At 68.5% G+C, this 26,167-nt stretch carries 28 protein-coding genes; 19 read left to right on the top strand and 9 right to left on the bottom strand.

The window, feature by feature from the left end; all coding sequences use genetic code 11:
• Positions 1-241 precede the first annotated feature (241 nt).
• From LPC04_RS17085 to LPC04_RS17055, 7 genes are all read left to right on the top strand, one after another.
• The gene (locus LPC04_RS17085; protein WP_275683463.1) at positions 242-508 is read left to right on the top strand and encodes a CPCC family cysteine-rich protein; all 267 of its coding nucleotides are present in this window, start codon (positions 242-244) and stop codon (positions 506-508) included.
• Between the two features lie 41 nt (positions 509-549).
• Positions 550-1,005, top strand: a complete 456-nt coding sequence (locus LPC04_RS17080) for a hypothetical protein (protein WP_275683462.1) — start codon at positions 550-552, stop codon at positions 1,003-1,005.
• Positions 1,006-1,051: 46 nt separating this feature from the next.
• The gene (locus LPC04_RS17075) at positions 1,052-1,474 is read left to right on the top strand and encodes a hypothetical protein (protein ID WP_275683461.1); all 423 of its coding nucleotides are present in this window, start codon (positions 1,052-1,054) and stop codon (positions 1,472-1,474) included.
• A gap of 439 nt (positions 1,475-1,913) precedes the next feature.
• Positions 1,914-2,249 carry a hypothetical protein gene (locus LPC04_RS17070; RefSeq protein WP_275683460.1) on the top strand — a complete coding sequence of 112 codons (336 nt, stop codon included), beginning with the start codon at positions 1,914-1,916 and terminating at the stop codon, positions 2,247-2,249.
• A 107-nt stretch (positions 2,250-2,356) separates the two neighbouring features.
• Positions 2,357-2,755 (top strand): DUF4844 domain-containing protein, encoded by a 399-nt coding sequence (locus LPC04_RS17065; RefSeq protein ID WP_275683459.1) that lies wholly within the window; start codon positions 2,357-2,359, stop codon positions 2,753-2,755.
• Positions 2,756-2,876: 121 nt separating this feature from the next.
• On the top strand, positions 2,877-3,497 hold the full coding sequence (locus LPC04_RS17060; protein WP_275683458.1) for a hypothetical protein: 621 nt from the start codon (positions 2,877-2,879) through the stop codon (positions 3,495-3,497).
• Between the two features lie 220 nt (positions 3,498-3,717).
• Positions 3,718-4,215: a DUF3291 domain-containing protein gene (locus LPC04_RS17055; protein WP_275683457.1), complete on the top strand. Its 498-nt coding sequence runs from the start codon at positions 3,718-3,720 to the stop codon at positions 4,213-4,215.
• A 312-nt stretch (positions 4,216-4,527) separates the two neighbouring features.
• Here the strand turns inward: LPC04_RS17055 and LPC04_RS17050 are convergent, their stop codons facing one another.
• Both LPC04_RS17050 and LPC04_RS17045 read right to left on the bottom strand, forming a co-directional pair.
• Positions 4,528-4,839 carry a hypothetical protein gene (locus LPC04_RS17050; protein WP_275683456.1) on the bottom strand — a complete coding sequence of 104 codons (312 nt, stop codon included), beginning with the start codon at positions 4,837-4,839 and terminating at the stop codon, positions 4,528-4,530.
• 687 nt (positions 4,840-5,526) lie between these two features.
• Entirely contained in the window at positions 5,527-6,828 is a 1,302-nt protein-coding gene (locus tag LPC04_RS17045) for an aspartate aminotransferase family protein (protein ID WP_275683455.1), read from the bottom strand.
• Positions 6,829-6,925: 97 nt separating this feature from the next.
• Here LPC04_RS17045 and LPC04_RS17040 point away from each other — a divergent pair, with 97 nt between their 5' ends.
• The 7 genes from LPC04_RS17040 (at position 6,926) to LPC04_RS17010 (ending at position 12,428) form a co-directional block, all read left to right on the top strand.
• A complete protein-coding gene (locus LPC04_RS17040; protein ID WP_275683454.1) occupies positions 6,926-7,783 on the top strand; it encodes a LysR substrate-binding domain-containing protein in 858 nt (285 codons plus the stop codon).
• 92 nt (positions 7,784-7,875) lie between these two features.
• A complete protein-coding gene (locus tag LPC04_RS17035; protein ID WP_275683453.1) occupies positions 7,876-8,772 on the top strand; it encodes a dienelactone hydrolase family protein in 897 nt (298 codons plus the stop codon).
• 231 nt (positions 8,773-9,003) lie between these two features.
• Complete coding sequence (locus LPC04_RS17030; protein ID WP_275683452.1) at positions 9,004-9,801, top strand: MotA/TolQ/ExbB proton channel family protein; 798 nt, start codon at positions 9,004-9,006, stop codon at positions 9,799-9,801.
• A 1-nt stretch (position 9,802) separates the two neighbouring features.
• Positions 9,803-10,228: an ExbD/TolR family protein gene (locus LPC04_RS17025; RefSeq protein ID WP_275683451.1), complete on the top strand. Its 426-nt coding sequence runs from the start codon at positions 9,803-9,805 to the stop codon at positions 10,226-10,228.
• 5 nt (positions 10,229-10,233) lie between these two features.
• Positions 10,234-10,671 carry an ExbD/TolR family protein gene (locus LPC04_RS17020; protein ID WP_275683450.1) on the top strand — a complete coding sequence of 146 codons (438 nt, stop codon included), beginning with the start codon at positions 10,234-10,236 and terminating at the stop codon, positions 10,669-10,671.
• Between the two features lie 7 nt (positions 10,672-10,678).
• Positions 10,679-11,446 (top strand): energy transducer TonB, encoded by a 768-nt coding sequence (locus tag LPC04_RS17015; protein WP_275683449.1) that lies wholly within the window; start codon positions 10,679-10,681, stop codon positions 11,444-11,446.
• Between the two features lie 67 nt (positions 11,447-11,513).
• Positions 11,514-12,428, top strand: coding sequence for an MBL fold metallo-hydrolase (locus LPC04_RS17010; protein WP_275683448.1), 915 nt, complete (start codon positions 11,514-11,516; stop codon positions 12,426-12,428).
• 504 nt (positions 12,429-12,932) lie between these two features.
• On the opposite strand, the gene LPC04_RS17005 is transcribed toward LPC04_RS17010, so the two are convergent.
• From LPC04_RS17005 to LPC04_RS16975, 7 genes are all read right to left on the bottom strand, one after another.
• The gene (locus LPC04_RS17005) at positions 12,933-13,643 is read right to left on the bottom strand and encodes a lectin (RefSeq protein WP_275683447.1); all 711 of its coding nucleotides are present in this window, start codon (positions 13,641-13,643) and stop codon (positions 12,933-12,935) included.
• A gap of 5 nt (positions 13,644-13,648) precedes the next feature.
• A complete protein-coding gene (locus LPC04_RS17000; RefSeq protein WP_275683446.1) occupies positions 13,649-14,128 on the bottom strand; it encodes a c-type cytochrome in 480 nt (159 codons plus the stop codon).
• 20 nt (positions 14,129-14,148) lie between these two features.
• Positions 14,149-14,559, bottom strand: a complete 411-nt coding sequence (locus tag LPC04_RS16995) for a hypothetical protein (protein ID WP_275683445.1) — start codon at positions 14,557-14,559, stop codon at positions 14,149-14,151.
• A gap of 1 nt (position 14,560) precedes the next feature.
• Entirely contained in the window at positions 14,561-14,938 is a 378-nt protein-coding gene (locus tag LPC04_RS16990) for a cytochrome c (RefSeq protein WP_275683444.1), read from the bottom strand.
• Positions 14,938-16,365, bottom strand: a complete 1,428-nt coding sequence (locus LPC04_RS16985) for a DUF1501 domain-containing protein (protein WP_275683443.1) — start codon at positions 16,363-16,365, stop codon at positions 14,938-14,940. Before LPC04_RS16985 ends, LPC04_RS16990 begins: the two co-directional genes overlap by 1 nt.
• Before the next feature lie 14 nt (positions 16,366-16,379).
• Positions 16,380-18,980 (bottom strand): DUF1549 and DUF1553 domain-containing protein, encoded by a 2,601-nt coding sequence (locus LPC04_RS16980; protein ID WP_275683442.1) that lies wholly within the window; start codon positions 18,978-18,980, stop codon positions 16,380-16,382.
• Between the two features lie 175 nt (positions 18,981-19,155).
• A complete protein-coding gene (locus LPC04_RS16975; protein ID WP_275683441.1) occupies positions 19,156-21,798 on the bottom strand; it encodes a TonB-dependent receptor in 2,643 nt (880 codons plus the stop codon).
• An 82-nt stretch (positions 21,799-21,880) separates the two neighbouring features.
• Between LPC04_RS16975 and LPC04_RS16970 the strand changes: the two genes are divergently transcribed.
• The 5 genes from LPC04_RS16970 to LPC04_RS16950 all read left to right on the top strand — a co-directional run bounded on the left by LPC04_RS16970 (position 21,881) and on the right by LPC04_RS16950 (position 26,145).
• Positions 21,881-22,003: a hypothetical protein gene (locus LPC04_RS16970; protein ID WP_275683440.1), complete on the top strand. Its 123-nt coding sequence runs from the start codon at positions 21,881-21,883 to the stop codon at positions 22,001-22,003.
• A 161-nt stretch (positions 22,004-22,164) separates the two neighbouring features.
• Positions 22,165-22,701 carry a rhodanese-like domain-containing protein gene (locus LPC04_RS16965; protein ID WP_275683439.1) on the top strand — a complete coding sequence of 179 codons (537 nt, stop codon included), beginning with the start codon at positions 22,165-22,167 and terminating at the stop codon, positions 22,699-22,701.
• An 18-nt stretch (positions 22,702-22,719) separates the two neighbouring features.
• On the top strand, positions 22,720-23,517 hold the full coding sequence (locus tag LPC04_RS16960) for a cytochrome b/b6 domain-containing protein (protein ID WP_275683438.1): 798 nt from the start codon (positions 22,720-22,722) through the stop codon (positions 23,515-23,517).
• Between the two features lie 300 nt (positions 23,518-23,817).
• On the top strand, positions 23,818-25,023 hold the full coding sequence (locus tag LPC04_RS16955) for a sigma-54 interaction domain-containing protein (protein WP_275683437.1): 1,206 nt from the start codon (positions 23,818-23,820) through the stop codon (positions 25,021-25,023).
• A 111-nt stretch (positions 25,024-25,134) separates the two neighbouring features.
• Positions 25,135-26,145, top strand: a complete 1,011-nt coding sequence (locus LPC04_RS16950) for a sulfate ABC transporter substrate-binding protein (RefSeq protein WP_275683436.1) — start codon at positions 25,135-25,137, stop codon at positions 26,143-26,145.
• Positions 26,146-26,167: the final 22 nt, after the last annotated feature.

Here is a 26,167-nt window from a genome sequence, read left to right as displayed (position 1 = left end):
TCACTAATTGGATATTCTGAGTTCGAAGGCTGGACTTCTGTGATGTTCACGAAGCCGAACGGTGATCCAGTCACGGGTTGGGTGCGCGGTGAGCGGCTCCGAGCAAAGGGCAGGCTTGGAGGCCAATAGGCCGCCCGACTGTGGCGCGCGTGTACCGTCTCGCCTGCAACCGGCCAGCAGCTGACGATCGCGAGAGTCAGCTATCGGGTAGGCTGGCAGGCCCCAAACGAAGAATCGACCTTTGACCTCTCCGCTGCTTCAGTGCCCCTGTTGTGACCATTTCAGCCTCGACGACGGCGATTGGGAGATCTGCCCGGTTTGCTTCTGGGAGGACGATGGCTTGGGAATCAGCGAGCCTGACGAAGAGTCAGGCCCCAATCACATCACGCTTCGTCAGGCACGGGCAAACTTCGCAGCCTTCGGCGCGTGCGATCGCCGAGTGCTTCCCAACGTCGTCACGATCGAGGAACGCGGGCGCTATGCTGTCGAACATCGAAACCTTCCGTAGACGAGCTTTCGGCCAGGAGCAGTCCTTCACCAGAGACGGCTTTGTGGCGCGGCAATTTCAGCGAACTGGATCGGTATTCGCTCTGGGAGGAGCAAGTGGAGGCTCACAAGATCTATCTCATCGGTGGAGATGACGATGAAGTCGCCACGATCGTCGAGCATGACGCGGACGAAGTGTGCAAGCTGGCCTGCAGCTACCGTGGCAAGGAGGTCTCCGCCAGCGCTTCCGATTTCTTCGAGGCGTTGTGCCAGATTCGGCTTCAACTTGAGACGGAGGGGCTGCGATTGTTTTGTTACGGCTCTAGCCTCAACGTCTATCCATCGCCGATGGCGCGTGACATGGGCGCTGGCCGGAAGGCCTACAAAATGCGCGATGGTCGGCATGCGTCAATTTCCGACCTGGTCGACATCTTCTCGGAAGGTCCGGATGTGATTCCCGCCAGCGTTTCCCAGCAGCGAGAATTCTTCGAACAATGGGTCGCCAGCGATCGCCGGTAACGGCCAGAAGCGGGCATCGGCTGGAGTCTGCTTTCGGGAGAGCAAATTGAAGGCTTGTTTCTGGGATCGAGAGGCCGCCGCGGTGTTGTCGCCAGCGGTCGGTGGCGTCGCGCCGGCGCTCTGGTTCTGGCTGCGCAACGGCGCGGGTTTCGATGCCATTTCTGTCGGTGGCCCGTGCGTTTGGGCAATCAGGGACATGCTCATCTCGTATGCCGTCGCACTCCCCGTATTGGTGTTGTGTCGGCGTTTTGGAATTCGAAGCCTCATCTCCCTATGGCTCGTCGCCGCGTTGATAGGTGGCCCGATGGGCTATGCGCTGGCAAATCCCGTGGAATTCGCATGGGCGCCAACGGAGGCGGACTTTACGCACGGCCCGTACTGGGGCCTGATGCTTGGTTACATGACACTTTTCGGCCTCACAGGGCTGTTATTTGCTGCGGTATCGAAGCGTGAGGCCGCGCGCGCGTAGGTCGCATTGCGGCCATGAGCAGTCGGTCACGAAGGTCGGCTTTGGGGCAGGCACAATCGAGCGATGGCGCGAACGAACAAGCATACGGATGGGACGCTATGCCCGGAGGGCACGGCGTTGTTGCCGTCCCGCTTCCGGGCCTGCTGCGATTTTTTCGAGGCACACACACGGGCTTGCTACTTCGATCTGCGGTTTGAATGGTGGCCGAAGGCACGCGGTTGGTTCGTCGCTGTCGCTCCACAAGCTGGCGGCGGCGGAGTCGCGATCCATTACTGCCCAAATTGCGGCTCAGCACTGACAGCAAAAGCGCGACGTGCTGCTACGTCGCGGCAAGACGGTGCGGAGCGGCCGTAGCCGGCCATTTGCTGCCGGTTGCGAATGGCAGCTTCGGAGCAGACTAGCAACTCGCGACAGCCCGATGCTGGCGGAGAATTGACCCATGACAACGCGCGCTCCTCGAATCGGAAAGAAACTGCATAGGCGCTGGCTGGCCGAGTGCGCCAGTGATGCAACCCAAGCGTCGTACTGGCGGAAGCGTCTGCTGGACTCAGCACCGGGTGAGGTGTTCGAACTGTCGCGAGCCGATTTGTCAGGGCTTTCGCGAGGCTCTGCGCTCGCAGTGCAAAGGTACGGCTTGCGTTACTCCGCAACGGTTGTCGACGCGAAAGAGGCAGAGCCGTGGCTGAGCGAGAACGGCTGCGTCGTATTCAGGTTCTGGGCGACCGACTTCCCGATGGTCAGCTTCTTCAGCGGGAACAACCCGGCGAGCCGGTAGCATCGAGCGGGGCGGCGCGGAAGTCGCTGACCGGCCATAACCAGTCGCTCGCGACTGGCTGCTATCGAGTAGGCTAGCTACCTTCTTCATGCCAGGACAAGTTGCACGTGGCTCAAGACCGAACTGAATCTGATCAGCATCCGAAGCGGTTGGCCCTGCGAGCTTTCATAGGCAAGAGAAAGTTTCTCGCTGAGCCTCTGTATCCCGGGGCAACCAACGAGGCTACCCGCGAGAAGTGCCAGGCGGTGATCGACGCTTTGGCGGAGAGGCTGATCCCTCTCGCTGACGCACCCGTCGATCAACGTATATTCGCCAAGGAGCTGACGCAGACAATGCTGGATTTCGGGTCTGCTGACTCCGAGGAGCGCGAACGCGCCGCCAGCTATGTCGAGGAAGTGATGGACATGCTCGAGATCGAATCTTCGGGCGGTCTGCTGAACATGTGGGCTTACGGCTTCGATCCTGCCGAGTTGCTCGCCAAGTCGCCCAATGTGCCGCCACGATAACCTCAGGACCGGCCAAGGAGCGGACCGAGTCGCTGCTGTCGGCCACTAGCTGTCATCGGCGAATGTCCGCTTTCAAGTAGGCATCCTTCACGACCGAACATCAAACCCAACTGAGTCAAGCGTGCGCGAATTCCCTCCGATTGACCGTGCGACCGAAGCGGCTGCGGCCCAGACGGTTTTCTTCACCGACGCGGAGTTCGAGGGACGACAAATTCGAAAAAGCAGGGCCAACTACCTCGCTTTCTTGTCAATGCGAGGAGCGGAGGTTGAGGGCGAGATCAAAAAGTTGCGAGCACTGTTTTCTGAGCACCCGGCCGAGGTGCTTGAGCGGGATGTTGTGTGTCTGCTTGCCGCGGTAAATTGGCGTGTCCACAACATCGCGTGTGCTGTTATAGCGGCGGGCTTCGTCACTGACCTGTCGTTGGCATCGCTTTGGCAGCGCATCCACGACGGAAGTTGGACATCCCCGCAGTTGGTCGCGACTGCGGCCTACGTAGACTCCGAGTTTGCGAAGAAGGCGCTACAGATGTTGTCCGATCGCTCGACCTACTTCAAGTCGATTGTCCCGTTGGCAGAACTACTTCTCGCCGAGCACGGCATGACCGAAGTAGACATCGGCGCGGCGGTTGCTAATGTGCAAGAGGCTCGAACGATTGATCGTGATAACTCTGGTGCCATCGGCTTGACTTGGCTGGCGAACCTGCGGACAGCATTCGGCTCGACGTTCGAGCGGCGGATCTGAACGACCGCTTTTCGGCGTCGAGAGCACCGACCCGAATGTCGCAGATGGGTCGACATCCGTCCACCACATCACTTCAAAGCAGTCATTGCTCCGGCTCGGAAACGCGAGATTCCAACCCATGCCCCCCCGTGCGAGCGGCCGCGCGTCGAGGCCCGTCCGCGAGGGGCGCGGATATTTCGATCCTGCTAGCCTCGCCGCATTCGATCCACGAAAGCCCTCCATGTCCGCCTACGAACTCGCCCAGCTGAATGTCGGAGTCGTGAACGGGCCGCTGGACTCTCCGGTCATGGCCGATTTCGTGGCGAACCTCGATCGCGTCAACGCGTTGGCGGAAGGTTCGCCGGGTTTCGTGTGGCGGCTGCAGACCGAGGAGGGGGATGCGACGGCGCTGCGGCCGATGGGGGACGACGTGCTGGTCAACATGTCGGTCTGGCGCGATGTCGAGTCCTTGAACAACTACGTCTACGGCTCGGCGCACGTCGAGATCATGCGGCGTCGCAAGGAGTGGTTCCAGCGCCTGAAGGACGCCTGGGTCGTGCTCTGGTGGGTTCCCGAGGGTCATCGTCCGTCCGTGCAGGAGGCGGTCGCGAAGCTCGAACTGCTGCGCAAGGCCGGGTCGACCGAGGCGGCCTTCACCTTCCGCCGCGCATTCCCGCCGCCGGATGCACCGAAGGCGGAAGCGGCTCGGGAATTCGGGGACGAGTGTCCGGCGACCTAGTCGCCACGCCAGCGAGGCGGCCCGCGAGGGCAACGGCCAAGGTGCGACCCGGCGAGACCTGGCGCCCACCAGAAGCGATCGGACGCCTGGCGGGAGTCGAGTTCACTCCAATGGCAACCAGTTCCACCGCGAGACCAATCAGTTTCACTCCGAGTGGAACTGGTTGGTGTCTGAGCGAGGCCAGTTGGTGTTTGAGTGAAACTGGTTGGTGTTCGAGTCGAACTGGTTGGTGTCTGAGTGGAGCGGATTGGTGTCTGAGCGGAACTGGTTGGTGCCTGAGTGGAACTGGTTGATCTCCGAGTCGAACTGGTTTCACTCAAACACCAACGAGTTGCCTCCCGAGTGCAGTCCGTTCCACCAGCCGGAGCCTGTCAGAATTTCTGTGTCCGAGGCATTGGATGACCAGGGGATGTCAGGATTTCTGTGTGCGAGGCGCGTCGACGCTACCCCCTGCTTCATCTGGCTGAGCCGGAGGTCGATCTCCGCATCACGGACCGTCAACGGCGGCACGATCCGGAATTCGCAGCCCCATGCCGGCAACAGCACGACCTTCATGCCGAGCCCCGGCCCGAGGATGGCGATCGTCGCTGTGCAGCGCCAGGCGAGGAACTCTTTAGATACCACGCGGCGTCATTTCGCTGGCTTGGCGCGGGTTCTCTGCTCAAATTGTTCGATCGCTGGCTGGTTCGTCGAATCGATCCCACGTGCGGGTGCAGGCGATCTCGCGAATCGCGACGAGAGCCAGGCAACGACGGTTCGCCCAGGTCGTGCTTCACCAGGACCCATGCTGCCATGAGGCGCACGGTCATCCGGTCGAGGCGCTGCGCCCTGCAAGTCCTGGCGGCGATGGTCGGCCCGGGGGCTCCTCTTGATGTCGACAAGGGCGCCCCCGAAGGGCTCGTCTTTCCATCAATCGACAAGGATTCCTGGAATGAAATGGTCACTGTGTACTGTCCTGCTCATGGGACTGGCGGCCTGTGCAGACCAGCCTGAAACGAGCGCGCAACCGGCTACGGAGGTCGCGTCAGTTCCCGCCGCCCAGGTGGTCTGCGAACGCATCTCACCCACCGGATCGAACCGCTTGGTGACGCGTTGCGCCCCGCCCGCCACGGCGTTCGACCACATGGACGCCCGAGATGCGGTCCGCGCCATGGCAGGACCGGGCGCGCCCGCTGCCGGTCCGAACGGCGCGACTGGCCACTGACCTGGATCCAGGCGCACGGACGCCGCCGTCAAGGATGCGACGCTGCCCCGGGGCGGCGAACGACAGCCCGGGATCGGCAGCGTCGCGACGGGACCTGCGCTCCTTGCTCAGGCCACCGACTCGATCGCCTGCTTCAGCAACCCCAGCCCGAGGTCGATCTCCGCGTCGCTGACCGTCAACGGCGGCGCAATGCGGAACACGCCGCCCATCGCCGGCAGCTGCACGATGTTCATGCTCAGCCCCAGCCGCATGCACTCCCGCGAGATGGCCCAACCGAGATCGGGCGCCGCCTGCCTGCCGGTGCGATCCTTGACGATCTCGACGCCCAGCAGCAGGCCGCGGCCGCGGACATCGCCGATGCAGTCGAACTCGCGCTGCAGCGCACGCAGGCCGTCCTCGAGGCGCTTGCCGGCGACGCGGGCGCGGTCGACGAGGCCGTCGCGGGCGACGATGTCCAGCACCTTCAGGCCGACGGCGGCGGGCAGCGGGTCGGAGATATGCGTCGTGTAGAACAGGAAGCCGCGGGCGTGGCAGTTCTCCTCGATCGCCTCGGACGTGATCACCGCCGACAGCGGCAGGCCGGCGCCCAGGGTCTTGGACAGCACGAGGATGTCGGGCACGACGCCGTCGCGCTCGAACGCGAACAGGGTGCCGGTGCGGCCGACGCCGGTCTGCGCTTCGTCGAGGATCAACAGCATGCCGCGCTCCTCGCACTTTTTCTTCAGCGCGGCGAGGTAGCCGAGGGGCAGGTCGATCAGGCCGCCGGAGCTGAGGATGGGCTCGGCGATGAAGGCCGCGAGGTTGCCGCTGGACTGGCGGTCGACCAGGTCGAAGCCGTAGTCGAGCTCGGCCTGCCAGTCGAAGCGACCGTCGCGCTCGAAGCGCGGGCGATAGGGGTAGGGCGCGTTGATCGCGAACGAGCCGACCGCGGCCGGGCCGTAGCCCTTGCGGCCGGCGCTGTAGGTGGCCGAGGCGGCGCCGCCGGTCATGCCGTGCCAGGACTGCGCGAAGCTCACGATCTCGAACTTGCCGGTGTGCAGCTTGGCCATCTTGATGGCGGCCTCGTTGGCCTCGGCGCCGGTGCTCAGGAGCATGGCGCGATCGAGTCCGGGCGGCGTGATCTCGGCCAGCCGCGTGGCGAGGTCGACGACCGGACGACTCAGCATGCCGCTGAACAGGTGGGCTAGGCGCTGCGCATGGTCGGCGACCACCGCGGCGATCTCCGGATGCACGTGCCCGAGCAGCGCGCTCATCTGGCCGGACGTGAAGTCCAGGATGGCGCGGCCGTCGGCGTCGTGCACGAAGCTGCCCTGGGCGCGCTCGATGATCAGCGGCTCGAAGACACCGCCGTAGCGGATCAGGTGGCGGCGGGCGTTCTGCCAGAAGTCGGGGTCGTCGTTGCGGGACATGGCGGGCTCCGAGGGGGCGATGCCTGCCAGCGTAGGCGCGAACGTCCTCGAAGAAAAGCTAATATTGTTGACTCCAGGGTTCAACGGAACTTATGGCGTGAGCGGCCACCTCGACATCGACCTGCTGCGCACCTTCGTGGCGATCGCGGAGGCGCGCACGCTCGTGCGGGCCGCGGAGAAGATCGGCCGCACGCAGGCTGCGGTGAGCATGCAGGTCAAGAAGCTCGAGGGCCTGCTGAACCAGCCGCTGCTCAATCGCACCGGGCGCGGCGTGACGCTCACGCTGCACGGCGAGCGCCTGCTGGCCCACGCGCGCACGATCCTGCGCCACCACGACGCGGCCCTGGCCGACATCTCGGGCTCCGGCCTGACCGGCACGCTGCGCTTCGGCTGCCCGGACGACTACGCCGCGGCCTTCCTGCCGCACATCCTGCGCAGCTTCGCGAGCCAGCATCCGCAGGTGCTCGTGGAGGTGCTGTGCGCGCCCACGCCGCGGCTGGTCGAGCGGCTGCGCAAGCACGCGCTCGACCTGGCGCTGGTGTCGACGAACGAGGCCGCCGACGCGAGCCGCGTGATCCGGCGCGAACCGCTGGTGTGGGTGGGCAACCGGCAGGACGACGCCATCGGCCGCGAGCCGTTGCAGCTCGCGCTGTCCGATCCGGACACGCTGGACCACCGCGCCGCCTGCGAGGGCCTGGCCGCGATCGGCCGGCCCTGGCGCGTGGCCTTCGCCAGCGGCAGCATGGCCGGCCTGCTGGCGGTCGTGCGATCGGGGCAGGCGATCGCGGTGCTCACGCAGGCGGCCGTGCCGGACGACCTGCAGGTGCTCGCGCCCGGCCGGCGCCTGCCCGCGTTGCCGGCCGTCGGACTGATGGTGAAGTTCGACCTGCCGCGCCCGCCGCCGCTGGTGGCGGCCTTCCACGAGCACCTGCGCCGCATCCTGCCGACGCTCTGACCGCGCGGGCCCGCGAAGTGCCCCTGGTCGCGACGTGCACCCACGCCCAGGTATAAACACACGCGCATCGACTCACGATGGAGACACGATCCATGCCCACGCAGACCGCCGGCGATTTCGCCCCTGAAGTCCTCAAGCTCTTCGACCAGTATGTCCACGGCGGCATCTCGCGCCGCGGCTTCCTCGATGGCGCCGGCAAGTACGCGGTGGGCGGCATGACCGCGGCGGGCCTGCTGGAGGCGTTGTCGCCCAACTTCGCGCAGGCGCAGCAGGTGTCGCCGGGCGACGCGCGGATCGTCGGCTCGACATTCGGCTTCGACTCGCCGCAAGGCCACGGCAAGGGCAGCGGCTATCTCGTCAAGCCGGCGCAGGCGGCGGGCAAGGACATCCCGGCCATCCTGGTCATCCACGAGAACCGCGGCCTCAATCCGCACATCGAGGACATCGCCCGCCGGCTCGCGCTCGAGGGCTACCTCGCGTTCGCGCCCGACGCGCTGTTCTCCCTCGGCGGCTATCCCGGCGACGAGGACAAGGCGCGCGAGCTGTTCGGCAAGCTCGACCCGGCCAGGGTCAAGGCCGACTTCCTCGCCGCGGCGCAGCTGCTGAAGACGCACGCCGGCACCAACGGCCGCGTCGGCGCGGTGGGCTTCTGCTTCGGCGGCGGCGTGGTGAACTGGCTCGCCACGCAATGGCACGACCTCAACGCCGGCGTGCCGTTCTACGGTGTCGCGCCCGAACTCGACGCGGTGCCGCGCATCCGCGCGCCGCTGCAGCTGCACTTCGCGGGCAACGACGACCGCGTCAACGCCACGTGGCCGCCCTACGAGGCCGCGCTGAAGGCGGCGCACGTCAGGTACGAGGCCTTCGTCTACCCGGGTGTCGAACACGGCTTCAACAACGACACCACGCCGCGCTTCGACGCCAGGGCCGCGGCGCTGGCGTGGCAGCGCACGCTGGCGTTCTTCGCGCAGACCCTGCGCGCGGACTGATATCGAGCGGCGCAACAGGCCACTGCGCCGATTGCAGCAGCGGCGGTTGCCGATCCAACATCCGGCCGGCGTCGTGACGGCCTGACGCGCGCGCGCCGCAGGTTCGCGGCGCGCATCGCCCGAGGGCGCGTGCGCGACCGCAAGAGCGCAGAAGCTCATGCACTTCGCGTGGCACGGAAGCTGCGACCTGCGAAGGGGTCAACCACCTCGACGCAGGCATTGCGCAGTTCCATGACCACGACCTTCTCCTCCCCATCCGCCCGCGGCCTCGTGGCCGTCGCGGCCTTGCTCGCCTGGCCGCTGGCGCATGCCCAGGGCGGCGCCGACAACCCGTACGGCGTCGGCGCCCTCTGGCAGGGCAGCGACGTCGTCGCCCGCTCGGTGCTGCTGATCCTGGCGGCGTTCAGCGCCGGCAGCTGGTACGTCATCGTCACCAAGGTGCTGGAGCAGTTCCGCATCGCCGGCCATGCGAAGAAGGCCTCGACGACGTTCTGGGACGCCGGCACCGTGCAGGCGGGCGCCGGCAAGCTGCACGAGACGAGCCCGTTCCGCGACATCGCCGAGGCCGGCCTGGACGCGACGCGCCGCCACGGCGGCCTGCATGCCAAGGTCGACTTCAACGACTGGGTCGACCTGACGCTGCATCGCGCCACGGAGCGCGTGCAGCGCCGGCTGTCGGTCGGGCTGAGCTTCCTGGCGACGGTCGGCTCGACCTCGCCGTTCGTCGGCCTGTTCGGTACGGTCTGGGGGATCTACCACGCGCTGACGGCCATCGGCCTGGCGGGGCAGGCGTCGATCGACAAGGTGGCGGGGCCGGTGGGCGAGGCGCTGATCATGACGGCGCTGGGCCTGGCCGTGGCCGTGCCCGCGGTGCTGGGCTACAACTTCCTCCTGCGGCGCAACAGCGCGGTGCTGGACGAGGTGCGCGACTTCTCGAGCGAGCTGCATGCGGTGCTGCTGGGCTCGAGCGCCGCCGCGGGGTCGCCTGCGAACGCCGGCGCGGGCGTCGCGGCAACAGCGGCGGCCTGACATGGCGATGAACCTGCCGTCGGCCGGCGGCGAAGACCAGGCGGTGTCGACGATCAACACCACGCCGCTGGTCGACGTGATGCTGGTGCTGCTGATCATCTTCCTGATCACGATTCCCGTCGCGAACTTCTCGGTGCCGGTGGCGCTGCCCAAGCTGCGCAACCAGGTGCGCGAGAGCACGCCCCGGGACATCGTGATCTCGGTGGACGCCCGCGGCGCCACGTTCTGGTTCGACAGCCGCGTCGCCGGCGACGAGGCCCTGGCCGACAGGCTCAAGGCCGTCGCCGTGCAGGATCCGCAGCCCGAGATCCACATCCGTGGCGACGCGCACAGCGACTACGCGCCCGTCGGCCGCGTGCTCTACGCCTGCCAGCGCGCCGGCATCCGGCACGTCGGCTTCATCACCGAACCGCCGCCCAAGGGATGACCGCGATGCCCAACAGGACTCGCGCGCGCCGCCGCGCCGTCGTCGACGACCTGCCGGTGGCCGACATCAACACCACGCCGCTGATCGACGTGATGCTGGTGCTGCTGGTGATGATCATCATCACGATCCCCGTGCAGCTGCACGCGGTCAACCTGCACCTGCCGGTGGGCGATCCGCCGCCGGCCGCGCGCAAGCCCGAGGTGGTGCAGATCGACATCGCGCCGGGCGGGGCGCTGAGCTGGAACGGCACGCCGCTGGCCGGCGCGGCCGACCTCGAGGCGCACCTCGTCGCCGCCGCGGCGCAGCCGGAGCAGCCCGAGATGCACGTGCGTCCCGACCAGGGCGCGAAGTACGACGCGTTCGCCGCCGTGATGGTGGCGGCCAACCAGGCCGGGCTGACCAGGGTCGGCGTCACCGGCAGCGAGCAATTCATTCCGAAATGAGGACGTCATGAGCGCTGTACTCGATTCACTGGAGCCGCGCGGCGTCGCGCTGCGTGCGCCGCTGCCCATCCCCGTGCGCGCGCCGCACGAGCCCGCCGAGGTGCTGGCGTTCCCGCGGCTGGCGCGCCCGGCCGCGCGCGCGAAGGCGCAAGCCAGGGGGCGCGGCACGGGCCTGGCCATCGTCGCGGGCATCCACGTGCTGTTCGGCTGGGCGCTGGTGTCGGGCCTCGCGCAGCACGTCGTCGACGCGGTCCGCAAGCCGATCGACATGGCCATCATTGCGGAGACACCGCCGCCCCCGCCACCGCCGCCGCCGAAGATCGAGAAGGTCGTCGACCGGCCGAAGGCCGCGACGCCGCCGCCGGCCTACGTGCCACCGCCCGAGGTGGTGCCGCCGCCCGCGCCGCCCGCGCCGACGATCACCGCGACGGCCTCGGTGCCGCCGCCCGAGCCGGTCGTCGCGGCGCCGCCGGCCCCGACGCCGGCCCCGGCGCCCGCGCCGCCGGCGGTCGTGCGTCAGGAGGTCAGCCTCGCGTGTCCCGGCTACCAGTCGGTGCTGGCCGCCGTGCTCGAAGAGGCGATCGACCGCGTCGGCATCGCCGGCACGGTGCGCACGCGGCTGACGGTACGCGGCGGGCAGGTGACGGACGTCGCGTTCCTGTCCGGGCCGAAGGAATACACGAAGTATGTGCAGGCGGCCGTCAAGCGCATGCATTGCTCCGCGGGCGGCGCGGAGGAAGTGCAGGTGCCCTTGGACGTCAACTTCGCGAGATAGACCCTGTGCTGACCGCGGACGCGGACTGCCGTAGCATGGCCGTCCCGTCCGCCAACACGCTTTCGACATGACACGCCTCGCTCATTCGTTCGCCGCCTTGACCCTGGGACTTTGCGCCGCGCTGCCGGCCCTGGCGCAATCCGACCCGGACTACAGCAAGATCGAGATCAAGACGACGCAGCTCGCACCGGATTTCTGGACGCTCGAGGGCCTGGGCGGCCGCATCAGCGTGCTGGCCGGGCCCGACGGCATCCTGCTGGTCGACTCGCAGTTCGCGCCGCTGACCGACAAGCTCGTCGCCGCGATCCGCCGCGTCTCGGACAAGCCGATCCGCTTCCTGGTCGACACGCACGTGCACCCCGACCACGTCGGCGGCAACGCCAACTTCGCGAAGCTGGGCGCGACGATCTTCGCGCGCGACCAGCTGCGCTGGCGCCTCGAGCACCCCGCAGCGGCCGCCGACGGCACGCCCGGCAAGCCGGCGGCCGAGGAGGCGCTGCCCGTCGTCACGTACAACGCGTCGCTGTCGATCCACATCGATGGCGAGGACGTGCGCCTGCTGCCGGTCGAGGCCGCGCACACCGACGGCGACACGGTGATCTCGTTCCCGCGCCACGACATCCTCGCCGTCGGCGACATCTACCGCAGCGTCGGCTATCCCTACGCCGACCTCGCCAACGGCGGCTCGCTGGCCGGCATCCTCGAGGGCCTGAGCGAGATCGTCGACCGCGCAGGTCCGACCACGAAGATCATCCCCGGCCACGGCCCGATCGTCACCCGCGACGCCGTGCTGGCGCAGCGCGACCTCATCGTGGCGCTGCGCGGCCGCGTGCAGAAGCTCGTCGAGGAGGGCAAGACGCTGGACGAGATCATCGCCGCGCATCCGACGGCGGACTTCGACGCGCACGTGCCGCAGGGCACGCCGGCGACGCGCGATCGTTTCGTGACGTGGGTCTACAAGGAAGTCGTCGCCAATCGCTGAAGGCCGAGGGATCTGGCTCCGCCCGGGTTCGCGTTGGGGGCGCACGCGTTGCAGGCACGCGTTGGGGTCACGCGTTGGGGTCACACGCGTTCGCGTTGGGGTCAGGTCTTGCCTTTTGCCTCCTCGTTGGGGTCAGGTCTTGCCTTTTGCCTCCTCGTTGGGGTCAGGTCTTGCCTTTTGCCTGCAGTTTTCAGAGCGCCACAGTCGTGCGAATGGGGGCTGTCAGCCGGTACTTGCTGGTCGCGTTCGAGGCCCTCACGCAAGCTCGTTGCTCCGTACCTTGCAGTTGCTCATGCGACTGAGCGGCGATTTCGCAGAGGTGAATTCGTCCTCTTTTCCGCGGGCGCCCCGGGCAAAAGGCAAGACCTGACCCCAGTAAATGGGCAAAAGGCAAGACCTGACCCCAATCCGCGACTGACCCCAATCCGTGTGACCCCAGTCCGAGACCCCAATCCGGTCGTCAATCGCTCACGGTCTCCGGTGGCGGCGCCTCAACGACCGCGTTCAATTCGCCGCGAAGCAGTAGAGGTCGCCCGCGCCGCCGGTGCTGACCAGGTTGTCCTGGCTGCAGCCGCGGCTCTTGTGCGCGGAGTTCCACGACGTGTTGCCGCCGCCGGCGCGGTCGAAGTGGCCCAGCTGGGTCGACGCGTCCGGGGCGCTGCTGGTGTAGTTGTGGCACGTGTGGTCGGCGGCGTCGGTGTACGCGCGGCCGTCGGGCAGCGAGCCGGTGATGATGTCGTGCTGGTTGGGCTTGTCGCCGAAGCCGGGGCGGATCTCGCCGGTCTCGGTGTAGGCGGTAGCCTTGCTGAGGTTGTTGCCCAGCTGCGCGAGTTCGACGGTGTCGCCGTGCAGCTGCGCGACGTCGCGCGCGATGACCGCGCCGCGCGCGTTCGTCCACGGGCCGGCGCCGATGCGGTCGCGCGCGTTGATCGCGGGCTGGCCGTCGGCCGCCTGCGTGCTGAGGTAGGCGCGCCAGGTGCGCTCGCCGTGGCCCACGGCCGTGGCGAGCTTCTGGCAATGCGCGTCGGCGCCGGCCAGGCCGCCGAGGTTGCCGCCCTGGCCGATGGGCTGGCTCGTGACGAAGAAGCTGAAGTCCTTGGGCAGCGCGCGCGGCGCGGGCGCCGCGGCCGCGGCGGCGGGCGCGTTCTGCGCGTGCGCGCCCGCGAGGGCCGCGAGCGCGACGGCGGCGAGGGTGAATCGTGTCGTGTTTTTCATGGCGTTCAATTGGCGTTGCGGAATTCGTCGTGGCAGGACTTGCAGGTCTTCTGCAGCTTGCCGAACTGGTCCTTCACGGCCGCGGCGTCCGCGCCCGAGGACACGACGCGCACCAGCTCGCCCGACTCCTTGCCGAAGTCCCCGCCCAGCTCGGCGAACTTCGCGCTGTTGGCGAACAGTTCGGCCTTGGCCGTCGTGTCGTGCCAGCCCTTGCCGGTCTCCGTGCCGGCCGGGAACAGGCTGCCGAGGCCGGAGTTGGCGATCGCCGCGATCGCGGTCGCGGCCTTGAGCACCTGCTCCTTGTTGTAGCCCGAGTCGAGGCTGGACTTGATGCGCCCGGAGTTCCAGGCGACGACCTGGAACGCGGACTGGCGCCACTTGATGAGGTTCTCGGGCTTGGGCGCCTGCTGCGCGATTGCGGCGGCGGCGCCGACGAGCGCGCCCGCGATCACGGCGAGGCGAAGGGATCTCGGAATCGATGTCATGTGGGGACGATGGTTGAGGGTCACTGGAACGGCTTGTGGTTGTCGTGGCAGTCGTTGCAGGCGTGCGCGAGATCGAGCGCGGACTTCGCCGCGCCGTCGACGTCCCGGGCCGCGAGCGCGGTCGGGATCGCGGCGGCCAGCGCCTTGCCGCTCTGCGACATCGTCACCGCGTCCGGCGCGTGGCCGTCGTCGACGAAGTACGCCTCCATCAGGCCGTACAGGCGCGCGAGCTCCTGCGCGTCGGCGACCGCGGCGTCGGTCCTGTTGGCGGCGATGTTCTTCTGCACGTCGACGCTGTGCTTGTCGATGGCCCGCATCCAGACGTCGAAGTCGAGCACGCTCGCGGCGCGCGCGGCCGTGACGACGGTCGCGGCGAGCGGGATGACGACGACGGCGGCGAACGTCGCGCGGGCGCGCGAACTGGATCGCATGTCAATCCTTCTTGTAGACCTCGTGGCAGCTTTTGCACGAGCGGGTGAGTCGGGCCACGGCATCGCCGGCGGCGTCGAAGTCGTTGGCCTCGATGGCCTTGAGGGACTGCGCGGCGAGCTCCTGCGTGTGGTGGGCGAAGGCCGCGGCGTCGGCCGTCTCCGGCTTCTCGCCGTAGTGCGACTCGACGTGCGCGAAGGTGTCGACCAGCGAGCGCGCGTCGGCGGCCGCGGCCTTGGCGTCCTTCTGCGCGACGTTCGAGTCGAGGCTCTTGGCGGTGTCGTCGATGCCGCGCATCAGGTCGCCGTCGACGTCGAACGTGGCGCACAGCGCGCCGCCCGCGAGCGCGAGTTGCGCGGCGGCGATGATCAGTCGGCGCATCAGGTGACGATCTCCTTGATGACGTCGCCGAACACCGTGGTCGGACGCTCCTGCCGGCCCTGGTACTGGAACGTGACCTTGCGGTTGTCCAGGCCCAGCTGGTGCAGGATGGTTGCCTGCAGGTCGTAGGTGTCGACGATGCCGGTCTGCGCGCGCAGGCCGATCTCGTCGGTCGAGCCGTAGCTGCCCGGCTTGATGCCGCCGCCTGCGAGCCAGCTCGTATACCCCCACGGGTTGTGGTCGCGGCCGTTGCCGCTCTGGCCGTAGGGCGTGCGGCCGAACTCGGACGTCCACACGACCAGCGTCGAGTCGAGCAGCCCGCGCGACTTCAGGTCCGCCAGCAGGCCGGCGATGGGCTTGTCGACCGACCGGCTCATCACGGCGTGGTTCTTCTCGAGGTTGTTGTGCGCGTCCCAGCTGTCGACCGAGTTGTCCGGCGCGCCGGAGATCACGTGGATGAAGCGCACGTTGCGCTCGACCAGCCGGCGCGCGCGCAGCAGCGCGGTGCCGAACTCGTCGGTCTCCTTGGCGCCGATGCCGTAGAGCTCGCGCGTCGCCGCCGTCTCCTTGGCGAGATCGACCGCCTCCGGCGCCGACTTCTCCATGCGGTACGCGAGTTCGTAGGACTTCGAGCGCGCGGCCAGCTCGGTGTCGCCGGTGCGCGTGATCGCGCCGTGTTCGTTGAGCGCGGCGATCAGGTCCAGCGTGTTGCGCTGCTCGGTGTCGATGACGCCTTCGGGCCGCGCCAGGTGCAGGATCGGCGAGTCGCCCTTGCGGAAGGCCGTGCCCTGGTAGGCCGCGGGCAGGAAGCCCGAACTCCAGATCACCGCGCCGCGCCCGCCGCCGGCCGCGCCGGTGCCGGTGGGCAGCACGACGAAGGCTGGCAGGTCGGGGTTGGCCGAGCCGAGCGCGTACTGCACCCACGAGCCCAGCGCCGGACGTCCCGGCACCAGTCCCGCGGTGTGCAGCTTCAGCGACGAGATGATGTGCGTCGCGCCCTCGGTCTTGCAGCCCTTGAGGAAGGCGATGTCGTCGACCTGCTTCGAGAGATTGGGCAGGAAGTCCGACACCCACGCGCCCGTCTCGCCGTACTGCTTCCACGTGCGCTTGGTGGCCAGCAGGTTGCCGACGCCGCCATCGGTGGCCGTCTTGAGGTTCTTGGCGAACGAGTCGGGCAGCGGCTTGCCGGCCAGCTTGACCAGCTCGGGCTTGTAGTCGAACAGGTCCAGCGTGCTGGGCGCGCCGGCCATGTGCAGCCAGATGACCGACCTGGCCTTGGCCGGGAAATGCGGCTGGCGCGGGGCCTGCGGATCCTCCAGCTCGGCGGCCGAGGCCACGTCGAGCTGCAGGCCCAGCCCGCCGAGAGCGGCGGCGCCGAGGCCGAGGCCGGCGTGGCCGAGGAAGTCGCGACGCGATGAATGGCTCATGGTGATCTCCGTGTTCAGAAGCGGTAGAGGAAGTCGTTGGCGTTGGCCAGCGCGTGCACGAGGTCGACGAAGGCGGCGGCGTGCGCGGCCTCGGGGTCGTTCCTCAGGCTGTCGTCGCTGGCGGAGGTGGCGTCGTCGGCGGGCGGCGGCGTGTTGGCGGCGGCGTTCGCGGCCGCGGCGGCCGAGGCCAGCGCCACCGGGTCGTAGTTCGGGTTCGGCGCGGTGGCCCACCTCGTTTCCCTGGCCTTCTGCTTGTCGATGAACTCGACGAGCGCGGCCTGCTCGAAGCGATCCGGCGCGCGCCCGTAGGCGACCTTGTAGAGCCTGGCGACCTCCGACTCGAGTGGCGGAGCGACGCCGAAGCCATCCGGCAGGTTCACCTTCTTGCCGGCCGCGATCTGCCTGGCCTGCACGTCCTGCTGGCTCTCGAGGAAGGCCAGCAGGCGCGTCTTCTCGAACGCGTCGGGCTGGCGCGCGTAGAGGATCTCGTAGACGCGAGCGATGCGCGCCGCGTCGCCGCCCTTGGGCACTTCCTTGATCACGCGGCCGGCGAGCGACTTCGACCAGCTGTAGACCAGGTCGCTGTTGATCAGCGCCAGCGCCTGCGGCGCGGTCGTCGTCACATCGCGCTTGTTGTGCACGATCTGCGGGTTGGCCCAGTCGAAGGTGTCCAGCAGCGGGTAGGGCAGGTTGCGGCGGATGAAGACGTAGACGCTGCGGCGGTTGACGTCGTGCGGGTTGTCCGACGTGATCCAGAAGTTGCGGTTCGGCGCCGTGGTGCCGGCCGGCAGCGGCGGGAAGACGGACGGGCCGCCCAGCTTGTCCTCGAGCAGGCCCGAGGCCTCGAGCAGCGAGTCGCGGATCTCCTCGGCCTCCAGGCGCTGGCGCGGGAAGGCCCACAGCAGCTTGTTGGTCGGGTCGATCTTCTCGGCCTCGGAGCGCGGCGCCGAGGCCTGCCGGTAGGTGTGCGACAGCAGGATCTCGCGCTGCAGCTTCTTCACGCTCCACCCGTCCTGCACGAACTCGGCCGACAGCCAGTCCAGCAACTCGGGGTTGGTCGGCTTGACGCCCATCTTGCCGAAGTCGCTCACCGATTCGACGATGCCGTTGCCGAACACCTGCGCCCACTGGCGGTTGACGAACACGCGCGCGGTCAGCGGGTTGTCCGGCGAGGTGATCCACTCTGCGACCGCGGTGCGGCGGCCCGAGGACGTCGCGGTCGGCACGATGTTCGGCTTGGCGCTGGTCAGCAGCGCCGGGAAGCCGGGCTGCACCTCGTCGAGCTTGCGGTCGTAGATGCCCTTGAACAGCACATACGTGGGTGGGGCATCCGAATGTCCGAGCTCGGACATCGTCGAGATGTTGCCCGGATCCTGCGGCTTGATCGCGTCGAAGGCTTTCAGCTGTTCCTCGAGCGCCTGGTACTTCGCGTAGCCGTCCTTGTCCTTCTTCTTCAGGTCGGCGACCGCGTTGCGCGTGCGGCCCGACAGCGTCCACAGGTTGCGGTGGTAGATCCAGCGGTCGTAGGCGTCGCGCTCGGCCTCGGGCTTGGTGATGGACGTGCGCGTGTCGGGCACGAAGCCGGACAGGCGGTCGCTCTCGAGCTTCTCGATGACGGGCTTGAGCAGCGCGTCCTGCTGCGCGCGGATGTCCTTGGTCGCCTCCTCCCACTTCGCCTGCTTGACGATCCACTCGGCGCGCGTCGGTCCTTCGAGCGCCTTGACGTCGTCGTTCCAGCTCGCGTTCACGAAGAAGGCCTGGAACTGGTAGTACTCCTTCTGCGAGATCTTGTCGAACTTGTGGTCGTGGCACTGCGCGCAGCCGAGCGTGGTTCCGAGGAAGACGGAGCTGACCGTGTCGGTGAGGTCGTTGGCGACCTCCTGCTTCTTCAGGTTGAGGTCGCGCGCGTTGATCTCGTCGGGGAAGTTGCGCAGGAAGCCGGTGGCGACGAGCGCCTCGTTGCGATCGGGCCAGAGCTCGTCGCCGGCGATCTGTTCCTTGACGAAGCGGTCGAAGGGCTTGTCGCTGTTGAACGCCGCGATCACGTAGTCGCGGTAGCGCCAGATGTTGGGCCGCGTGCCGTCGGCGTTGTAGCCGTCGGAGTCGGCGTAGCGCGTCAGGTCGAGCCAGCGCCGGCCCTGGCGCTCGCCGTAGTGCGGCGACGCGAGCAGGCGGTCGACGAGCTTCTCGTAGGCCTTGGGCGACTTGTCGTTGACGAAGGCGTGGACGTCCTCGGGCGTCGGGATCAGGCCCCACGCGTCGAGCGTCGCGCGGCGGATGAAGGTGGCGCGGTCGGCGTCGGGCGAGGGTGCGAGGCCCTTCTCCTCGAGCCTGGCAAGCACGAACGCGTCGACCGGCGTGCGCACCCAGGCCCTGGCCTTGACGGTCGGCAGCGCGGGCCGGTTCACGGGCGTGTACGCCCATGCGCGCGCGATCGCGGCGCTGGCCGGCGAGGCGGCGGCGAGCACGGCGGCGGTGGCGGTCGACGGCAGCGTGGGATGCGCGGCCGGCAATGCCGGGACGCCCGGCGCGTCGGCGGCGGTCGAGCCGGCGGCGACGAATCCGAGCGAGACGAATCCGAGTGAGAGAAGGGCGGCGGTGAGGGATTTGTTCATGGGCGACTCGGTGTCGGTGAAGAAGCGGACATGCCGTGGGTGCTTACGCAAATGGCGCGCCAGCTTTCCGGCGTGCGCAGAGGCAGGTTTCGATGCTTTCGAGGCAGTGGAGGCGGCGGACTGTTGCCTGGCGAACAGCGCGCTCCACGCGCTGTTGGGAACGAGGCAGCGAGCCTCAGAGTCGGCCGGTGAACTGGATGCCCCAGGTGCGCGGATTCGCCGGCGTGACGCTGTTCCACGTGCGCGCCTGCGGCGTCTCGTTGTTGAACAGGTTCTTGACGATCACGCTGACGTCGAAGCTCTTGTCGTGCTTGCCGGCGCCCACCGCGAGGTCGACCAGCGCCTGCGCGCCGACGACCGCGTACTTCGACAGCGCCACGTCCGTGTTGTAGCTGGTGCTGTACGCGAGATTGGCGCTGACGTGGGCGTCCTTGTCGGCGCTGACCGGCTGCGCATAGTCGGCGCCGACGTTGAACGTGAAGCGCGGCGCGCCCGCCAGCGTCTTGCCGTTGACGCTGCGATACGGCTCGGCCGGATGCACGAACCCCGTGACGGTGGACGCCGCGGTCAGGTCGCCGTTCTCCACCGGTTGCGCGGAGTTCGGGAAGTCCTTGTAGACCGCCCTGTTGTAGGCACCCGAGAAACGCAGCGTCGTGCGCGGGATGCCGGCATAGACGCCGTCGACCTCGAGGCCGGAGACGCCCACCTTGGGCGCGTTGCCCGTGGCCGACGTGTAGGCCACGACGTTGCTGCCCGCGGCCTGGTTCAACGCCGTCGTGTACTGGTCGACGACCTGCACCGCCTGCTGGTAGTTGTGGATCAGCGTGTCGAAGATGTCGGCGTTGAGGATCAGCGTCTTGTCCAGCAGCGCCGACTTCAATCCGAGCTCGAAGGAGTTGGTCTTCTCGGCCGCCGCGGGCGTCGAGATGCCGTTGACGAGCTGCGCGATGCCGGCCTTCTCGCCGTGCTGGTAGGACGCGTAGGTGGTGATGTCGGGCGTCAGCTTCAGGCTGGGGCTGAGCACGAACGCGGGCTGGTTGGCGCGATAGGGCTTGGCCGCGGTGCTGGGGAACAGCACCCCGAAGTTGGCCTTGCGGATCGCTTGCGCCGCCGAGACCTGCGCCAGCTCCGCCGTCGTCAGGCTCGCGTAGGTGCGGCCGGGGCCGAAGTATTTCGCGGCTGCGGCGTCGCGCTGCGCGGTCGTGCCGGTGCTGAAGTTGGCGAGGTCGACGCCGTCGCCCGGGTTGATCACGTACGAGCTGCTGACGTTGGTGCGGTTCTCGTGCGTCAACCGCGCGCCGGTGGTCAGCGTGAAGTCGCTGGTCAGGTGCCAGTTGGCCTGCGCGAACGCGGCGCCGCTCTTGTTCTCGATCGTCTGCTTGCCGGCCGGCGAGTTGTAGGCGGTCGAGGCGTTGGCCAGCGAGTCCTCCATCAGCAGCTGGCCCGCGGGCGTCGCGGCGAGCGTCGAGTATTGCGAGTTGCTGGCGAACCAGGCGCCCGCGTCGTTGCCCCACGACCGGTTGTACGTGGCCGAGATGTTGACCTTGATGAAGTAGAGGCCCGCCTGGTAGTCGACGAAGCCGCCCGTGGGCGAGCTGATGCGCAGCTCCTGGCTGGCCTGGTGGTAGTCGTTCCAGAAGCCGCCGGAGTTGCGGTAGACGTCGAACGGCGTGCCTTCGTCGTTGACCGCGTCGAAGTGGTACGAGCGCCAGGCCGTGATGGACGTCAGCGTGTGGCCGCTGGCGAGCTTCCAGTCCAGCTCGGTGCTCGCGCCGTTGCTGCCGGTGACGAGCGCGTGCTGCGCGTCGTTGTTGATGGCGCCGTACCAGGACGCGAGGCTGTAGCCCGTGTTGTTGGCGAACCAGCTGCGCGCGAGCCGGGTGGATGCGTCGGTGGTCAGCGGATTGGCGGCGCCGTCGGCGTACTTCGCCGGCGTGGGCGTGTTGATCGTGTTGCCGTTGGTGGTCTCGCCGGCGCGCGGCTGCACGTCGCCTTCGAGGCGGGCGCTGAAGTCGTCGCTGGGCGTCAGCAGCAGCTGCACGCGGCCCGAGACGCGATCGGTGTTGGTGTAGGTCTGGTCGCGGTTGTAGGCGTTGGCGCGCGGGCCTTGCTGGCGGTCGACCGAGAACGTGCCGCGCCAGGCCAGCAGGTTGTCGATCACCGGGCCGCCGATCGCGGCGACGCCCAGCACGCCGTTGTTCTTCTCGAACGCCAGCGTGTAGTCGGCGGTCGGCGTGAACGACGGCCGCTTGTAGTTGATGGTGATGCTGCCGACGCTCGCGTTCTTGCCCTGCAGCGTGCCCTGCGGGCCGCGCGCGACCTCGACGGTGTCGACATCGACGAAGTCGAAGCTGGAGGTCAGCGCGTTGTAGGCATAGCTGACGCCGTCGACGATCACGCCGACGCTGGGGTCCTGCGCCTCGGTCTGGCCGATCTTGCCAATGCCGCGGATCGACAGGCTGCTCGTGCGCTGGTTGCCCTGGTTCCACGAGACGTTGGCCGCGCGCTTGGCGATGGCGTCGACGCCGTAGGCATCGAGCCGCGCGAGCTCGGCGCCCGTGGTGACGGACACCGAGATCGGCACGTCCTGCAGCCGTTCGATGCGGTTGCGGCTGTGGACGGTGACGGCGTCGAGCGCGGGGGCCTCGTTCGCGGCCTCGGCGCTGCTGGCGGCTGGCGCGGCCGCGGCGGCGGCGGCGGATTGCGCGTTGGACGCGCCGGTCATGGTAAGCGCGATGATCGCGGCCGCGACGGGCGCGATGGTGAAGCGGGTCTTGGCGTGTTCTTGTTGTTGCAGGCGAAGGAACGATCGGCTCACTGAGACTCCTCGATGGCGTTGGAACTGGAAAGGGTGATGCCCCTCCAATGCAGCGCCTGTGCCATCGGCGTCGGATAAACAAATGCGTTGCGTGATCGAACTCGCGGCCGCCTGCGCGGTCGACGGATCGAGCAAGGCGGCCTGCGCGCCGGGCCGCATGCGATCGCGCGGCGCGGCGCTGTTGAAGGTGCAGCACGTTCGATGAAGCATTGCGCGGAATGCAGCGCGGGTTGGTGGACATCGAACTCGCCGCCAGCCCGATGCGGGGCGCAGGCCGCTGGCACGCTTGCTGCAGATGGATGGCCCAGTGCGTGCCGTCTCGCGGCATTGCGCGACGTCCACTTCCTTCCAGAGAAAGCTTCCGACATGACCGCCCATCGTCTTCTGTTCGCCGCGCTGTTCGCCGGCGCCTTCGTCTCCGTTTCGGCGCAGGACGCCGAGTCCCCGCTGGCGCCGCCGATCCATGTCGCAGGCGGCGCGTCCGATCCGGCGGCCGTCAAGCGCGTGCAGCAGTTCCTCGCGCAGCCCTGGAAGTTCAAGGCGAAGCGACTCGGCAAGGCCGACGTCGATGCGCTGCTGGCCAGGCCCGACTCGGTGTTGTTCATCGACCTGCGCGCGCCGGCCGAGTTCATCGAGTTCGGCAGCTTCCCCGTGTTCCTCAGCGTGCAGAACAAGGATCTGGAGAAGGAACTCGCGTGGCTGCCGAAGGATCGCGCGATCGTCACGGTCTCGAACCATTCGCAGCGCGCGGGCGCGGCCGCCGACCTGCTGGCGGCCAAGGGCTTCAACGTCGTCGGCGCGACCGGCGCCGAGGAGTACGAAGTGGAGGGGGGCACCGCGGTGGCGCACATCGTGCCGCGGCCGCGGCGCGTGGCCGGTGCCGCTTCGGCGCCGCGCTCCTGAAGCCGTGCGGAGGCCGGCATGACCCCGCCCGAGCTGCTGTCCGACTTCGGCGCCGTCGATGGCGCCGTCGACCTCGCGCCCGCGTCCCGCGCGGGCGCGCGGCGCTTCCTGTTGTGGGACCTGCCGCTGCGCGTGTTCCACTGGTCGCTGGTCGTGGCCGTCACCGCCGCGATCGTCACCGGCGAGCTCGGCGGCGCGTGGATGCCGTGGCACGGCCGCGCCGGGCTGGCCATCGTCGGCCTGCTGGTGTTTCGCATCGTCTGGGGCGTCGTCGGATCGGCGACCTCGCGCTTCGCGCACTTCGCGCCGTCGCCCTCGAGCGTGATCGCCTACCTGCGCGGACGGTGGCGCGGCGTCGGCCACAACCCGCTCGGCGCGCTGTCGGTGTTCGCGCTGCTGGGCCTGCTGTCGCTGCAGGCCGCCACGGGCCTGTTCGGCAACGACGACATCGCCTTCGCCGGCCCGCTCAACCATCTCGTCGGCGACGGCGCCGGCTCGCGCGCGACGGGCTGGCACCGCCTGCTGGCCGACGGCCTGTTCGTGCTGCTGGCGCTGCATCTGCTGGCGGTCGCGTTCCACGTGGTCGTCAAGCGCCACCGGTTGATCCGGCCGATGATCACGGGACTGCAGGACGTCGAGCCCGGCACGCCGTTGCCGAGGCCGGCGCGCAGCCTCCTGGGTCGCTTCGGGCTGCTGGCGGCGGTGTCGCTCGCCGCGGTGGCCGTGCTCGCGCTCGCGGGCGCGGGCGAGGCGCCGGTCGCGACGGCCAGCGCCGCGGCGGGCGCGAAGCCGGCAGCGTCAGCGCCCGCCTGGTAGATCGCTCATGCGCCAGCCGCTGCACGGCGGCCAGCACGTGGCCGACGGGGGCGTGTGTTGTTCATCCGCGTCGCGTTCCAAGCCGCGCGCCAGCGCGAAACGCAGGCCGCGCGACGGTTCTGCTGCGAATGAAGCGCGCGCAAGCGACAGGCTGCTGCATTCGATGCAGGCAGGCGCGCGAATGCGCATTGCGCGCCGCGAGCTGTCGATTCCTTCATATCGACAGACGAAGAGATTGCTTGGTGCGACGCAACACTGCACGTAACTTTGCACTCCCGCAACCCAGACTCACGACCCCAAGTGGCAAAGATTCTGACCCTGCCGGACTCGCACACCGCCCCGTTGACGATCCGTGCCAAGGCGCTGGTGTTCCATGACCCGCAGTCGCGCCTGCTGCTCGATCACGTGGAGCGGCTCGCGCGCAGCGACGCCACCGTGCTGGTGACCGGCGAGACCGGCACCGGCAAGGAGCTGATCGCGCGGCACATCCACGCCACCAGCGGCCGCGCCGGCCCGTTCGTGGCCGTCAACTGCGGCGCGTTCAGCGAGACGCTGATCGACGCCGAGCTGTTCGGCCACGAGGCCGGCGCCTTCACGGGCGCGAGCCATGCGCGCGCCGGCTGGTTCGAGTCCGCCAACGGCGGCACGCTGTTCCTCGACGAGATCGGCGACCTGCCGATGGCCTTGCAGGTCAAGCTGCTGCGCGTGCTGCAGGAGCGCCAGGTGGTGCGGCTCGGCTCGCGCCGGCCGATACCCCTGGACGTACGGCTCGTCGCCGCGACCAACATCGACCTCGCGCGCGCCGTCGCCGCGCAGCACTTCCGGGCCGACCTCTACTACCGCCTCAGCGTGGCCGGCGTGCGCCTGCCCGCGCTGCACGCGCGCCAGGCCGACATCCTGCCGCTCGCCGAGCACTTCATCGGCGTCTACTGCAACCGGCTGGGCATCCGCACGATCCCTTTGAGCCATGACGCGGGCGACGCGCTGCGCCGCTACAGCTGGCCCGGCAACATCCGCGAGCTGGAGAACGTCATCCACTACGCGCTGATCGTGTGCGCGGGCGACGAGATCCAGGCGTCCGACCTGAAGCTCGTGCCGCTGCTGCCGCCGGTCGATCGTCGCGCGGGGGCGGCGAGTCCGGAGCCGGCGCCCGGCTACGGCGGCTATCGACCGCCGGTCGCCGAGGCCGCCTCGCCGCCCAGCGCGCCGGTCCCGGCCGCCGATGCGCGCTCGCGCCTGCCGGCCGTGTTCGACGAACTGCTGCGCGAGGGCGGCGACGGGCTGTTCGACGCCGTCGAGCGCGCGCTGGTGCATGCCGCGTTCGAGCATGCCCAGCGCAACCAGGTGCGCTCGGCCCGGGCGCTGGGCGTCACGCGCAACATGGTGCGAACGCTGCTCAAGCGCCACGGCCTGCTGGCGGCGGGCGCCATCGAGCTGGACGGCGAGGGCGAGTCGGTCGACGACGCCGCGTCCGCCGGCAGCCCCTTCACGCTGTCGGCCGCCTAAGCAACGACGTTTATGTTCTTTGCCGCCGCCGAGCAGCGTCTCCAGAATGACGTTCAGCCTGTGCTCAGCTCGCAAGACCTTTCCGAACCGAAACCCCGAGGACATTTCCCGATGACGACCCCCCGCCTCCTTGCCCGAACGTTCCTGGCCGTCGCGCTCGCCGCCACCGCCGCCGTGTCGTTCGCCAAGGACATCACGCTGCTCAACGTCTCCTACGACCCGACGCGCGAGCTCTACCAGGACATCGACGCCACGTTCCCGAAATACTGGAAGGCGAAGACGGGCGACGACCTGAAGATCAACGCGTCGCACGGCGGCTCGGGCGCGCAGTCGCGCGCGGTGCAGGACGGCCTCGACGCCGACGTCGTCACGCTGGCGCTGGCCTACGACATCGACGCGCTGGCCAACAAGGGCCTGCTCGGCAAGGACTGGCAAGGCAAGTTCAGGAACAACAGCACGCCCTACACGTCGACCATCGTGTTCCTGGTGCGCAAGGGCAACCCGAAGGGCATCCACGACTGGAGCGACATCGCCAAGCCGGGCGTGGCCGTGGTCGTCGCCAACCCGAAGACCTCGGGCGGCGCGCGCTGGGCCTACCTCGCGGCCTACGGCTGGGCGCTGCACCAGCCGGGCTCGACCGACGCGACGGCGCGGGCGTACATCAAGAAGGTCTACGAGAACGTGCCGGTGCTGGACTCGGGCGCGCGCGGCGCGACCGTCACGTTCGCCCAGCGCGGCGTCGGCGACGTGCTGCTGGCGTGGGAGAACGAGGGCTACCTGTCCGAGAAGGAATTCGGCGCCGACAAGTTCGACATCGTCTACCCGCCCAGCAGCATCCTGGCCGAGCCGCCGGTCGCGATCGTCGACAAGGTGGTCGACCACAAGGGCACGCGCGCGGTCGCGCAGGCCTACCTCGAGTACCTGTACACGCCGGAGGCGCAGGAGATCGAGGCCAGGAACTTCTATCGCCCGATCGATCCGGCCGTGGCCGCGAAGTACGCGAGCAAGTTCCCGAAGGTCAACACGTTCACGATCGCCGACACCTTCGGCGGCTGGAGCAAGGCGCAGGCGACGCACTTCGCCGATGGCGGCGTCTTCGACCAGATCTATTCGAAGAAGTGAATCCCGTGAGACCGCGCTCCGG

This window comes from Scleromatobacter humisilvae (assembly GCF_023231945.1).
In the GTDB taxonomy this organism is placed as follows: Bacteria; Pseudomonadota; Gammaproteobacteria; order Burkholderiales; family Burkholderiaceae_C; genus Scleromatobacter; species Scleromatobacter humisilvae.
Note: the sequence above shows the minus strand (reverse complement) of the source record. Positions and strands in the feature narration are given on the sequence as shown.